Source organism: Chondromyces crocatus (assembly GCF_001189295.1).
Taxonomy (GTDB): domain Bacteria; phylum Myxococcota_A; class Polyangia; order Polyangiales; family Polyangiaceae; genus Chondromyces; species Chondromyces crocatus.
In genome coordinates this window covers 3,750,439-3,761,702 of sequence record NZ_CP012159.1, presented here as the reverse complement: position 1 = coordinate 3,761,702, position 11,264 = coordinate 3,750,439, and the positions used below count along the sequence as shown (strand labels likewise).

Here is an 11,264-nt window from a genome sequence, read left to right as displayed (position 1 = left end):
ACGACGTTCATGGGGGAGGAGCCTTTGAATTTTATTCTGCCGAACGTTGCAACTCGTACCAAGCCTATCGTTTTTCACCAGGGCAAGGAGTCGTGGAACCGGAAGGGGTCGACGTGTTCCGAGTCATTCCAGCGGTGGACGGGACACTCTTCATTTCCTCTGTGCCAGGCTACAGTGCTCGAAACCCCTCTCGCGGCGAGGCGTTCATGGTCGTCGATCAACGCGGGGTGGTGTGTCACGCATCTGTGGGCACGCAGCGCACGAGGAACCTGTGGACCCTGGAGGGCTGTTCGAAGGGGTCGTCCCTGAGATCGGAGGTCGCTGCAGTGCGCCCCTCAGAAGCCACGAATTCTGCGCGGCTGGTGTTTCACAAGCCTCCTTGTTCTCGTGACGTGGAGCGTGCTGGGACGGAGGGAATCGCGCGTTCACGTGATGGCGTCGAGTTCGCGTGGCAGCCTTTCACTGTTGTCGATCTGCTCGGAGACCAGCGGCAGCAAGTGTCCACGTTTTGCAGAAGACCAGCATTCACCGATTGCGAGTGTGAGCGCTTCTTGGTGCTTCGCAACGATGTGAAGGAGGCAGGATGGTTTATCCTCGTCTCGCGTGCATCTTGGAGCCCTGGCCACTCTCAGTAACTCTCGAAGGCGGCCCGGTGTAGCTCGATGCCGGTTGCGGTGCCAGGCGACGGCGCCACCCCTGCGCGCGCCAGCTGGGCCTGTGGCGACTTGACGACTCGGACCGGGAGAAACCTCGGCGGTGTGCACTGAAGCACTGTTCCAGAGGATGTACGGAGCCTCGACGTCCACCAGTACAACGACTGGACCTTCAACCCCTCCAACCCGGCAAACGCCTTCGCGCTCAAGCCGCTCTGCTTCCAGCGCTCTACCCGCTCACTCCACTCCGCTCGCGTCGCCATCCCAACCTCCAGTGCCTTCGATGGCCTCTGGAGTTACCCGCTCGCACACCGCTGGTCACGATGGCGGTGACCGGACGGATACGCTTCAAGACCTGCCGGAAGGGGAGCGCAAACGCTTTCCATGACTGTAAAAGAGGCCGCGCTTGAACTCACGAAGGCTCCGCCTGGCCTCAAAGACATGAATGATTTAAGCGACAAATTGAAGTGGGGTACAGGTCTGACGGGCACTGAAGATTCGATTAAAATGGCTATGTCGATCACGGTCGAAGAAGCTAGGGCCCTGGGCGTTTCGGCTGAGGAGGTATTCCGGCTCCGGGACGCATACAGGACGTTGCTGCAAGACTCAATTAAGAGTGCCTAACAGAACCCGTGGCGCGCTAGCGAAGCGCGGCTACGGTTGGGGCCATGGGCAAGCAGTTGGTGCCTGACGAACTCTGGCAAAGAATCGCTCCTCTCATCCCGGCTGATCCTTCCAGGCCTCGTGGCGGGCGGCCTCGTGTTCCAGCGCGGAACGCACTCGCCGGTATCATCTTCGTGTTGAGGACGGGTATCCCTTGGGAACTTCTGCCTCAAGAGATGGGCTGTGGCAGTGGGATGACCTGCTGGCGTCGCTTGAGAGACTGGAACGAAGCAGGGGTCTGGCCGCAACTCCATCAAGCTCTGTTGGATGAGTTGGGTCGTGCCGATCGAATCTCGTGGAACCGGGCAGCTCTGGACAGCGCGAGCGTACCCGCAAAAAGGGGGGCGCGGAGATTGGACCGAACCCGACCGACCGCGGCAAAGCAGGCAGCAACCACCACATTCTTGTCGATGCGTCAGGGGTCCCACTCGCGGTCGAGTTGACTGGCGCCAACGTCCACGATTCGATCCCATTCGAGCGCCTCTTGGACAAGGTGCCTCCCATCCGTCGGCCGCGTGGACGACCCCGCAAGCGTCCCTCCAAACTCCACGCTGACAAGGCCTACGACCACCGGCGATGCCGCCAAGCGTGTCGGCGTCGAGGCATCCGTGCCCGGATTGCGCGTCGAGGGATCGAGTCCTCCCAAAGGCTTGGACGTCATCGGTGGGTGGTGGAACGCACCCTCGCTTGGCTTCACCGCTTCCGACGCTTGGTGATCAGGTACAAGCGTCGGGCGGATATCCACCGTGCTTTCTTGATGTTGGCCGTAGCGCTGCTCTGCTTCAGATTCGTGTCCCGGTTCTGTTAGGCACTCTAATTCAGGCGGCCGGTAACTTCGCCCGGCGGCGAGGTGACATGACGAGGGACAGGATGCGCCGCGGCAGCATCTGGAAGTAGCTGAGACTTCCGCGAAGAGCGTGAGCCATCTCCGCCAGGTGCTCGAAGAGACGATTGTGGGTCGCTCGCCGCCGGAGCAGTTTCCATAGCCGTTCGACACAGTTCAGCTGGGGGCTGTAACTGGGGAGTCGATACAGTTCGAGATGAGGGAACTGTGCAAGTACCTCTTGGATAGGCTTGCCCCGATGCCAGGGAGCGTTGTCGATGGTGAGCACAACACGGCGGTGTCGCTGGGCCGGATAGGCGCGCGCCACATCCCGCAGGTGCCGAGCGAACGCTTGTTGCAGTCGCCGCGTCTTGTGTGTGCCGTACCGGCGCCGATGCCTGGTTTGACTCGGGAGAAGGCGAGTCGTCAGCCTTCCCGTGACCAGGTTCATCGAGACGAAGACGTAGATCAGGTCCTTGTTGTCGCGGGTGCCCACGATGGGCCGGTGCCCTTTCACGCCGAGCGTGCGTACCAGGGTCGGGACCATCGGAAAGCGGGCTTCATCCTGGCTGAGCAGGACGCATTCGCCTCTGGACGCCTCTTTTCTTCAACCTCCGGAGGTCTCGACGCGCCTGCGCTTGCTGGGCGGTGTCGGCCCGCAGGAAGCGGTAGGTGGGTCGGTAGGGTCGAATGCCATGGCGTCTGCAGAAGCGACGCATGCTGCGCTCCGCAACGCGAACGCCATGGGTCCTCCACAGGTGCTGCGCCAGCTCAGCACGGGTCCAGTTGGCCCGATTCAGGCCACACGCCTGAGGTCCAAGGCGAACCCACTCGATGACTTCTGCCACAAGCGGCCCACGGATCCGCGCGGGCGCTCCGGGCGCCCAGTGGATTCGAAGGCCTTCGAGTCGCTTGTCGCGCCAGGCCGTGAGCCAACGCCGCACCGTACGCTCGTCCACCAGCAGATCGGCTGCGATCTGTGGTTGTGTGCGGCCCCGATGGGTCATCAGGATGGCCTGGACCCGATTGCGGAAGCGGCGGTCGGTCGTGGTCTGGAAGATCTCCTCGAGTTGAGTGATCTCCCGGCTGCTGAGATCGAGGCGAACCATGGTGAGCCCAACGTAGGGCTCACCCGGGCAACGTCACCGGCCGTCTGAATAAGAGTAAAAATCCGAGTGCGCTCGGTCGTGAAATTTTGCTTAATAAATTGGGTAATCTCTTGAGTGAGTGAGCGGAGAGCAAAAAAATGACACACCCTACTCTGGCGATCCGGATAGCAGAAACAATGGCTTGGTGGGTTCTGGAAAAGCCTCTCTCGGCTCCTCCAGAAAAAATGGTTCAACGTCGTAGCAGACTTGCGGTGAATGAAAAAGATGCAGCCGTCCGACCAGAGGACCACGTGCCGAAGCTTCTGAATGCTCGTGCCGAGCTGCTGAGACAGTCTGGATGGCCCGGACCATCGCGAACACCGCTACTGCCAGGACGGTTCCTGCTGGTAGTAAAATCTTATAACCTGATGGATGGAGCGGCGTGCGTCGCAAGTTCTGAGTTTTTTGGCGGACATAACCTTCCACACTGCGACCTCTGGGTCGATTTTATAGAAGAAGTAGCACTGCATAATGATAGTCGCCATCCAGTGCTGCTGTCTTGGATACCCGAAGAATTCAGCCTTCTGGCTCAACAGGGGATCGATGAGAACTTCGAAGCGTCCATCGGCTGGGTCGAGGTTCTTGCACCGCAGTTGCACGAAGAACTCACAGCGCTCGTGAGATCATAAGGGCCAAGACGCGCCTCTTGCATGCAGTATGAACGGCCAAGAGCCTATCCCCCCAAATCTCATCATGAGCCGCCTTGTAGACCGGCAACGGCCTTCAGAACATGATCAGCAAGCATATTCACGGAAGTGCTCGGCTCTGGTGGCTCAAGTTATTACGAATCACCTGCAGCTCGTCCGAATTATTGATTCAAAACAGCAATGATAGCCTTGTTCGAGTAGCGGCTCTAATTTCAGGCGGCCGGCAACTTCGCCGTATCCGTCCGGTCACCGCCATCGTGACCAGCCGAGTGCGTGCGGGTAACTCCAGAGGCCATCGACGGCACTGGAGGTTGGGATGGCGACGCGAGCGGAGTGGAGTGAGCGGGTAGAGCGCTGGAAGCAGAGCGGCTTGAGCGCAAAGGCGTTTGCCGGGTTGGAGGGGCTGACGGTCCAGTCGTTGTACTGGTGGACGTCGAGGCTCCGTACGTCCTCTGGAGCGGCGCTTCAGGGCACACCGCCGAGGTTTCTCCCGGTCCGAGTCGTCAAGTCGCCACAGGCCCAGCTGACGCGCGCAGGGGTGGCGCCGTCGCCTGCCACCGCAACCGGCATCGAGCTGGCGCTCCCCAATGGGTGCATCGTACGGGTGCAGGAGGGCTTCGACACGACGACGCTGGCGCGGGTGCTCCGTGTGGCTGGAGGCGCTGGCGCATGCTGATGCTCCCGCCGTCGGTGCGGGTTTACGTCGCGGCGGAGCCCACGGACCTGCGCAAAGGCTTTGATGGCCTGTCGGCGCAGGATGCAGAGTCACCCAAGAGGTTTTCCAGAACACCGGTAGAGGATATCGTCTACGACATTGAAGACCGCCGAAAGGCGATGGAAATATATTACGGACGGGAGAATAGGAAATGACGAGGAAGAAAAGTCGCATGGACGATGATATAGCCATAGCTTTTGCAGCTGAGGAGTTTGAGAGACTTCATCCCCGTGAAACGTGGCCCAAATGGTTTAGAAAAAGCACCTCTATTTCAACCAGCAGCGACAACCAAAGGAGGTGGATTGTCTCATTCTCTGTCTCATACAAAGAACCCCTTCTCGAAGGTGAGCAATGGGAGCAACTGGACAACAATTGGTATATTGTAAAAACCGATCCAAAAACTATGGAAAAAATGATTGTGTTTAAAACGCCCCGACGGACAGAGATATTTTTTGAGGTTGCGATTGATCCTGAGACGGCGGCGGTATCGGTCCTAGTCGATAAGGATCTCTCCGGCTTTGACGGTGACGATTTGGAAGGTGAACCGGGGCCATCGGACTAGTATTGCAGCTCTACACACGAAGGCCGAGCTGCTCGGCGGAGATAACAACTCCAGGGGATCTCCTCCGTTGATCTATGGCGTGTCCTTGAATTCGTAGCCAGCAGAGAACGCAGGCCAGCGTCCCTATCGCGGCGTAGTTGCGAACCGTATTGGGTGCGGATTTCAAACTGAGCGGCAGGCAAAGTAGAGTCAGTGGTCGTAAGGGGCGACGCGGTGACACGTTTTCGATAGCCGGGGAGAAACTGTCACGGCTGGCCGGAATTATTATGGGTATGAGAATCCGGCTGCCTGCCAACGACGTGACGCACGCTCACCGGACTGAGATTCCCTCGGAAGCGAAGGCACTCTTCGAGCAGCTGCTCGTCGAGCAGAGCCGGCGTGGTGCGCCAGTCGACAACTTCGGTGAGTTCGAACGACAGCTTCACGCTCGGATGGCCGAGATCGAACGGAAGCTCCTCGCCGAGGAACTCCAGCGGCAGGACGTCGACGTGACGGTGGTGCAGATCGAAGGGGTGCCGTACCGGCGCGTGCTGCGCTGCACCGAGACGTACATGTCGACACGCCGCAGGAGAGTGCCCAGCTCTGCGCGAAGCTGGGGCGCATGCAACCCGGCAAGAGCAGCTTGGATCGACTGCCGAAGCGGCTGAGCGAACGATGGGAAGAGCAACGGCAGGACTTCGAGTCGCAGCTTCGTGACCAGGCCATCGTGCCTGAGGAACCGGTGGCCGTAGCGGTCTCGCTGGATGGCATTCTCGTGCCGATGCGCGATGGCGAGGGGGTGACCAAGCGGGCGCGTACACGAGAGCAAGGGAGACAGACCGGCGAGCGGGCCGGCAGGCTTTCAGGAGGTCGGATGTGGGACGGTTTCGTTCTACGATGCCGAGGGAGAGCGCCTGAGCACCGTTCAAATCGGCAGGATGCCCGAGTGCCGTAAGGCGACGCTCAAGTCGATCCTCTCGGAGGAGCTCAGCGTGGCCTTGCGCCAGCGCTCCGATCTCACCGTGGTCAAGGTCGCTGATGGCGCCAAAGACAACTGGACGTTTCTGCACGAAGCGCTGCCCGAGGGGGTCGAGGTCGTCGACTTCTACCACGCCGCCCAGCACCTCCATGCGGCCCTCGTCGCCGCCTACGGTGAGGGCTCGGTGAAGTGCCGTGCGCAGTTCGAGAAGCTACGGCACGTGCTGCTGGAGGATCCCAAAGGTGTTGCGAAGATCATCCGCTCGCTGGTGCACCTGACGAAGCAACACCCACGTCGTCAAAGTCTCGCCACCGAGCTGAAGTACTTTCGCACGCACCGCGCTCGCATGCCTTATGGCCTCCGTCCGGCGGCGCGCCGATGCCATCGCTGCCCGAGCGGCGGCTCATCGAGGACCTGCGCGTGCGCTATCAGGACAGCGACGACCTGCCGGCCCCCCTCGCGCTGGGCGTGGCGGACGTGCATGCGATTCCCTACGAGAGCTATCAGCTCGCCCTCACGCTGGGGCAGATCGACACCACCTTCAATGACGGCTCGACGCGGGTCACCTCGGCGATCCTGCTCGAAGGTGGCTATGTGCAGCTCCCCGATGAAGCGGGATGGTGGATCCCCTCCGGGCGGCAGATCTTCGATGCGGCGAAGTTCTTCCTGCCCACCTCGGTGATCGATCCCTGGGGGACCGTCAGCACGGTCGAGTACGACGATTACCACCTGCTGGTGGAGCGCACCGAGGACGCGCTGGGCAATGAGGTGGTCGTCACCAACGATTACCGTGTCCTGTCACCCGTGATGATCACGGACCCCAATGGCAACCGTGGCGCCGTACAGCTCGTCGCCCTGGGAATGGTCATCGCCACGGCGTTGATGGGGAAGCTCGGGAGCCCCGACGGCGACACGCTCGACGATCCGACCACCACGCTGGAGATCGACCTGTTCCGGTACATGAACACCGGCAAGCCTGGCGTCATCCACGCCCGCGCCCGCGAGACCCACGGAGACCCGAACACCCGCTGGCAGGAGAGCTACACGTACTCCGACGGGTCGGGCCGCGAAATCATGCGCAAGGTCCAGGCCCCCCCGGGCCTGGCGCCTTTGCTCGACGAGCAGGGTCACCCCGTGCTCGGCCTCGACGGCAAGCCCGAGATGGCGACAGCGACTCCGCGGTGGGGCGGCAACGGCCGCACCGTCGTCGACAACAAGGGCAACCCCATCAAGCAGTACGAGCCCTACTTCAGCAGCACCTTCGAGTTCGAGGACGACGAGGTGCTCGTGCACTGGGGCGTGACGCCGGTCCTTCGCTATGACCCTCTGGGGCGGCTCGTGCGGACCGACTTCCCGGATGGCACCTGCGCGCGGGTGGAGTTCTCGCCCTGGTCGCAAACGTCGTGGGATGCCAACGACACCGTGCTCGACGAGGGCAACCTCTGGTTTGCTGCCCGCCAGCCAGGAGCCACCCCGACGCCGAGCGCCGCCGACCAGCGCGCCGCCACCCTGGCCGCAGCGCATGCCGGCACGCCCTCCGCTGTCCACGTAGACCCGCTCGGGCGCTCCGTGGTGAGCGTCGCCGACCTGGGAGGTGGAACGAAGCTCTATACGACGAGCACGCTCGACCTCGAGGGCAACCCGCGCATCATCACCGATGCCCGCGGCAACGACTGCATGGTCCACACCTTCGACGTGGCCGGTCGCAAGGTCCACCAGCACAGCGTCGACGCTGGCCCCCGCTGGATGCTCTCGGACGTGCTCGGGAGCCCCCTGCGCGGATGGGACAGCCGCGGCCACACCCTCCGGACCACCTACGACGTGCTCCGCAGGCCCACCGGCCTGTGGGTGCAGCAGGGCATCGACCCCGAGGTGCTCGCCGAGCGCACCGTCTACGGCGAGGGCGTCCCCAGCGCGGCCACCCTCAACCTGCGCGGCAAGGTCTACCAGCAGTTCGACGGCGCCGGCCTCGTCACCAGCGATGGCTTCGACTTCAAGGGCAACCTGCTCGGCAGCACCCGCACCCTGGCCGTCGACTACCAGAACCAGCTCGACTGGGCAGCGACCCCGGCCGCTGCCCTGGAGGTCGAGACCTTCACCAGCGCTGCTACCTACGACGCTCTCAACCGACCCCTCAGCACCATTAAGAGTGCCTAACAGAACCCGTGGCGCGCTAGCGAAGCGCGGCTACGGTTGGGGCCATGGGCAAGCAGTTGGTGCCTGACGAACTCTGGCAAAGAATCGCTCCTCTCATCCCGGCTGATCCTTCCAGGCCTCGTGGCGGGCGGCCTCGTGTTCCAGCGCGGAACGCACTCGCCGGTATCATCTTCGTGTTGAGGACGGGTATCCCTTGGGAACTTCTGCCTCAAGAGATGGGCTGTGGCAGTGGGATGACCTGCTGGCGTCGCTTGAGAGACTGGAACGAAGCAGGGGTCTGGCCGCAACTCCATCAAGCTCTGTTGGATGAGTTGGGTCGTGCCGATCGAATCTCGTGGAACCGGGCAGCTCTGGACAGCGCGAGCGTACCTGCAAAAAGGGGGGCGCGGAGATTGGACCGAACCCGACCGACCGCGGCAAAGCAGGCAGCAAACACCACATTCTTGTCGATGCGTCAGGGGTTCCACTCGCGGTCGAATTGACTGGCGCCAATGTCCACGATTCGATCCCATTCGAGCGCCTCCTAGACAAGGTGTCTCCCATCCGTCGGCCGCGTGGACGACCCCGCAAGCGTCCCTCCAAACTCCACGCTGACAAGGCCTACGACCACCGGCGATGCCGCCAAGCGTGTCGGCGTCGAGGCATCCGTGCCCGGATTGCGCGTCGAGGGATCGAGTCCTCCCAAAGGCTTGGACGTCATCGGTGGGTGGTGGAACGCACCCTCGCTTGGCTTCACCGCTTCCGACGCTTGGTGATCAGGTACGAGCGTCGGGCGGATATCCACCGTGCTTTCTTGATGTTGGGCGTAGCGCTGCTCTGCTTCAGATTCGTGTCCCGGTTCTGTTAGGCACTCTAAGATAGTATTCCGAAAACCTCAACGATAGCCCAAGGAAAGAGACAAGAGGATGCGTGTACGTAGTTGCAGAGTTGCTGTCGATGAGTTGGATGTCGAAGAGGTATCGTTCTCTCCACCGGAGCAGACCTTTCTGACACGAGGAAAACTCTATACCGTGTATACGGTCTCAGTCTACGACGGGATCACATGCCTTCAGGTGGTCGACGATCTCTCCACCCCTGTTTTCATACCTAGATCCCGATTTGAGATCGTTGATGCTAGCATCCCGGAAGATTGGATATGCACGACACTGTCCACCGGTAAGGTGCAACTCATCCTCGGCCCTCCACATGTCGCAAAGGACATTGACGCTTACAATCGCATGATCGATCAGGAGATCGCCCAGGTTGAGACGTTCTGGCGCAGGATCGACGATGGAATCGTCCCCCCACCCTGAGACTCTGGACCTTCGACTCATTCTCCCTCAGAGGCCACGTAGTGCAGCGGCCACGCCGCACCGGATCACTCGAGAATGGCGGCCTTGAGGGGTAGACTCGGCGCTCCGCTTTCCCGTGCGACACCCATCTTCAAAGAAGAACGATGGGTAAGATGCTCACGAAAAGGTGTTTACGTCGGGCCGGGGTTTTCGGTCGCCGCACCTCGGTGGCGTCGGTCTGGAACGCGACAGGCCCTCGGCTCGACCCGCGCCGGAGGCGTCTTTGGCACGAGCGATGGCTGGGTCTCACGCACCCATTGAAAGAGCGCATCGACCAGGGGCATCGCGTGGGCTTGTCGATGGGCATGCCGCGGCTCTGAAGAGAAGCCGTGCACCTTGCACTCGGCCTCGGTGCGATAGATGCCCTTGAAGTTTGAGCCGACGAGGTTGCCGCTCACATCCATCCATAGCTCGACGAGAGAGGGCTTCTAGCCAACGCCGTTGGGTTCTCTGGAAGAGGGCAAGTGCCGCCGCATGCCCTGGGCCAGACGCTCACTCGCCTGGACCACGCCTCTCCCCCGCCCTCTCCCCGGCTTGGACCCCACCGCTCCCCGCGCACCGATCTCCTCCCCCCGCTGAGACCCGTAACCGCTGCACGGACCCCACGTTGAGGCCCAGGCTGGTGAAGCAGAGCGTGTGGGCATGGCCAAACGATGGACAGAGGAAGAGCGACGTGCCGAGGTGCAGGGCTGGCGTGCGAGCGGGGAAAGCATGGCGCGCTACGCCGCGAGACGCGGGTACACCGAGACGTCGCTGCGGAATTGGGCGGCGGCCGAAGGGACGTGGAGCGGAGCGCCGGGGCTGGTTCGGCTGGTGGTCGCAGCGCCAGCGCGAGACCGTGAGCTCGTCGTCGAGGTGGGCGCAGCGCGGATCCGGGTAAAGACGACGTTCGACGCCGAGCTGCTTCGCGCGGTGGTGGCGGCACTGTCGGTGGGGGTGTCGACATGATCCCGCACGGCGTGGAGATCTTCGTCGCGCTCGAGCCGGTGGACATGCGGTTCGGGTTCGAGCGCCTGGGGGCGCTGGTACGCGAGCGGATGAAGCGCGAGCCGCGCTCGCGGGCGCTGTTCGTGTTCTTCGGCAAGCGCCGTCAGAGCGTGAAAGTGCTCACGTGGGACGGCACGGGCGTGGTGCTCTGCTACAAGCGGCTCGAGCGAGGCTCTCGGCCATCGCACATGGGAAGGGAGAAAAAGGAGAAGCCATTGGCAAGGCATTCATGGCGGTGACCGCTGGGTTCGATGAGGAGCGGCGGGCCATCTATACAGACCTGGTGCTATCCTCGCTCCACGAGGCAGCGAGGCGACGGCTGGAGGCGATCATGAGACCTGGGCGCGAGTATCAGAGCGACTTCGCAAAATCCTACGTGGCGCAAGGCAAGAAGGAGGGTGAGCTGAAAGCCAAGGCAGAGGCCGTCATCGCGGTCCTCGAAGCGCGTGAGCTGGAAGTCGCTCAGGACGTGCGCGAGCGGATCCTGGGCAGCACGGACCTCGCCGAGCTGGACGGCTGGATCCGGCGGGCGGCGCTCGTGCGTGATGCCCGAGAGCTGTTCACCGCCACAGCTTCCTGAGACCGTCAGCGCCAGTTCCTGGCGTCGTCCCCTTCGTCCA

The 11,264-nt window shown here is 62.1% G+C and carries 13 protein-coding genes and 2 pseudogenes; 12 read left to right on the top strand and 3 right to left on the bottom strand.

Going from position 1 to position 11,264, the window contains the following annotated elements:
* Nucleotides 1-628: 628 nt before the first annotated feature.
* Entirely contained in the window at nt 629-916 is a 288-nt protein-coding gene (gene tnpA, locus CMC5_RS49150; RefSeq protein WP_050430912.1) for an IS66 family insertion sequence element accessory protein TnpA, read from the bottom strand.
* Nucleotides 917-1,321: 405 nt separating this feature from the next.
* On the opposite strand from tnpA (CMC5_RS49150), the pseudogene CMC5_RS42520 reads away from it, so the two are divergent.
* Nucleotides 1,322-2,085, top strand: a pseudogene (locus CMC5_RS42520) (IS5 family transposase); the annotation flags it as partial.
* A 49-nt stretch (nt 2,086-2,134) separates the two neighbouring features.
* On the opposite strand, the gene CMC5_RS14110 reads toward CMC5_RS42520, so the two are convergent.
* Nucleotides 2,135-2,686 carry a transposase gene (locus CMC5_RS14110; protein WP_050430911.1) on the bottom strand — a complete coding sequence of 184 codons (552 nt, stop codon included), beginning with the start codon at nt 2,684-2,686 and terminating at the stop codon, nt 2,135-2,137.
* Nucleotides 2,687-2,699: 13 nt separating this feature from the next.
* Nucleotides 2,700-3,248 (bottom strand): helix-turn-helix domain-containing protein, encoded by a 549-nt coding sequence (locus CMC5_RS49145; RefSeq protein ID WP_082362477.1) that lies wholly within the window; start codon nt 3,246-3,248, stop codon nt 2,700-2,702.
* Between the two features lie 176 nt (nt 3,249-3,424).
* Between CMC5_RS49145 and CMC5_RS44470 the strand changes: the two genes are divergently transcribed.
* The 11 genes and pseudogenes from CMC5_RS44470 (at nt 3,425) to CMC5_RS14055 (ending at nt 11,224) form a co-directional block, all read left to right on the top strand.
* Complete coding sequence (locus CMC5_RS44470) at nt 3,425-3,916, top strand: hypothetical protein (RefSeq protein ID WP_156338571.1); 492 nt, start codon at nt 3,425-3,427, stop codon at nt 3,914-3,916.
* Nucleotides 3,917-4,250: 334 nt separating this feature from the next.
* Complete coding sequence (tnpA, locus tag CMC5_RS14095; RefSeq protein WP_050430908.1) at nt 4,251-4,610, top strand: IS66 family insertion sequence element accessory protein TnpA; 360 nt, start codon at nt 4,251-4,253, stop codon at nt 4,608-4,610.
* Nucleotides 4,604-4,804, top strand: coding sequence for a hypothetical protein (locus CMC5_RS14090; protein WP_050430907.1), 201 nt, complete (start codon nt 4,604-4,606; stop codon nt 4,802-4,804). The genes tnpA (CMC5_RS14095) and CMC5_RS14090 overlap by 7 nt, the downstream gene beginning before the upstream one ends.
* A 17-nt stretch (nt 4,805-4,821) precedes the next feature.
* Nucleotides 4,822-5,211, top strand: a complete 390-nt coding sequence (locus tag CMC5_RS44465) for a hypothetical protein (protein ID WP_156338570.1) — start codon at nt 4,822-4,824, stop codon at nt 5,209-5,211.
* Between the two features lie 272 nt (nt 5,212-5,483).
* Nucleotides 5,484-5,858: a hypothetical protein gene (locus CMC5_RS46480; protein WP_050430906.1), complete on the top strand. Its 375-nt coding sequence runs from the start codon at nt 5,484-5,486 to the stop codon at nt 5,856-5,858.
* A 689-nt stretch (nt 5,859-6,547) separates the two neighbouring features.
* Nucleotides 6,548-8,326, top strand: coding sequence for a hypothetical protein (locus tag CMC5_RS14080; RefSeq protein WP_050430905.1), 1,779 nt, complete (start codon nt 6,548-6,550; stop codon nt 8,324-8,326).
* Between the two features lie 44 nt (nt 8,327-8,370).
* Nucleotides 8,371-9,134, top strand: a pseudogene (locus CMC5_RS42505) (IS5 family transposase); the annotation flags it as partial.
* Nucleotides 9,135-9,231: 97 nt separating this feature from the next.
* On the top strand, nt 9,232-9,618 hold the full coding sequence (locus CMC5_RS14075; RefSeq protein ID WP_156338568.1) for a hypothetical protein: 387 nt from the start codon (nt 9,232-9,234) through the stop codon (nt 9,616-9,618).
* 681 nt (nt 9,619-10,299) lie between these two features.
* Nucleotides 10,300-10,605 (top strand): hypothetical protein, encoded by a 306-nt coding sequence (locus CMC5_RS14065; protein ID WP_050430902.1) that lies wholly within the window; start codon nt 10,300-10,302, stop codon nt 10,603-10,605.
* An 11-nt stretch (nt 10,606-10,616) separates the two neighbouring features.
* Nucleotides 10,617-10,883 (top strand): IS66 family insertion sequence element accessory protein TnpB, encoded by a 267-nt coding sequence (gene tnpB / locus CMC5_RS14060; RefSeq protein WP_169796539.1) that lies wholly within the window; start codon nt 10,617-10,619, stop codon nt 10,881-10,883.
* Nucleotides 10,874-11,224 carry a hypothetical protein gene (locus CMC5_RS14055; protein ID WP_050430900.1) on the top strand — a complete coding sequence of 117 codons (351 nt, stop codon included), beginning with the start codon at nt 10,874-10,876 and terminating at the stop codon, nt 11,222-11,224. The genes tnpB and CMC5_RS14055 overlap by 10 nt, the downstream gene beginning before the upstream one ends.
* The last annotated feature ends 40 nt before the right edge of the window (nt 11,225-11,264 follow it).

Bases quoted from the DNA above. Each gene is read 5' to 3' on its own strand.
- CMC5_RS49145 (WP_082362477.1), bottom strand. From the start codon at position 3,248: ATGGTTCGCCTCGATCTCAGCAGCCGGGAGATCACTCAACTCGAGGAG.
- CMC5_RS14110 (WP_050430911.1), bottom strand. From the start codon at position 2,686: ATGGTCCCGACCCTGGTACGCACGCTCGGCGTGAAAGGGCACCGGCCC.
- CMC5_RS14055 (WP_050430900.1), top strand. From the start codon at position 10,874: ATGGCGGTGACCGCTGGGTTCGATGAGGAGCGGCGGGCCATCTATACA.
- tnpA (WP_050430908.1), top strand. From the start codon at position 4,251: ATGGCGACGCGAGCGGAGTGGAGTGAGCGGGTAGAGCGCTGGAAGCAG.
- CMC5_RS44470 (WP_156338571.1), top strand. From the start codon at position 3,425: ATGGCTTGGTGGGTTCTGGAAAAGCCTCTCTCGGCTCCTCCAGAAAAA.
- CMC5_RS14075 (WP_156338568.1), top strand. From the start codon at position 9,232: ATGCGTGTACGTAGTTGCAGAGTTGCTGTCGATGAGTTGGATGTCGAA.
- tnpA (WP_050430912.1), bottom strand. From the start codon at position 916: ATGGCGACGCGAGCGGAGTGGAGTGAGCGGGTAGAGCGCTGGAAGCAG.
- CMC5_RS14090 (WP_050430907.1), top strand. From the start codon at position 4,604: ATGCTGATGCTCCCGCCGTCGGTGCGGGTTTACGTCGCGGCGGAGCCC.
- CMC5_RS46480 (WP_050430906.1), top strand. From the start codon at position 5,484: ATGAGAATCCGGCTGCCTGCCAACGACGTGACGCACGCTCACCGGACT.
- CMC5_RS14080 (WP_050430905.1), top strand. From the start codon at position 6,548: ATGCCATCGCTGCCCGAGCGGCGGCTCATCGAGGACCTGCGCGTGCGC.
- CMC5_RS44465 (WP_156338570.1), top strand. From the start codon at position 4,822: ATGGACGATGATATAGCCATAGCTTTTGCAGCTGAGGAGTTTGAGAGA.
- CMC5_RS14065 (WP_050430902.1), top strand. From the start codon at position 10,300: ATGGCCAAACGATGGACAGAGGAAGAGCGACGTGCCGAGGTGCAGGGC.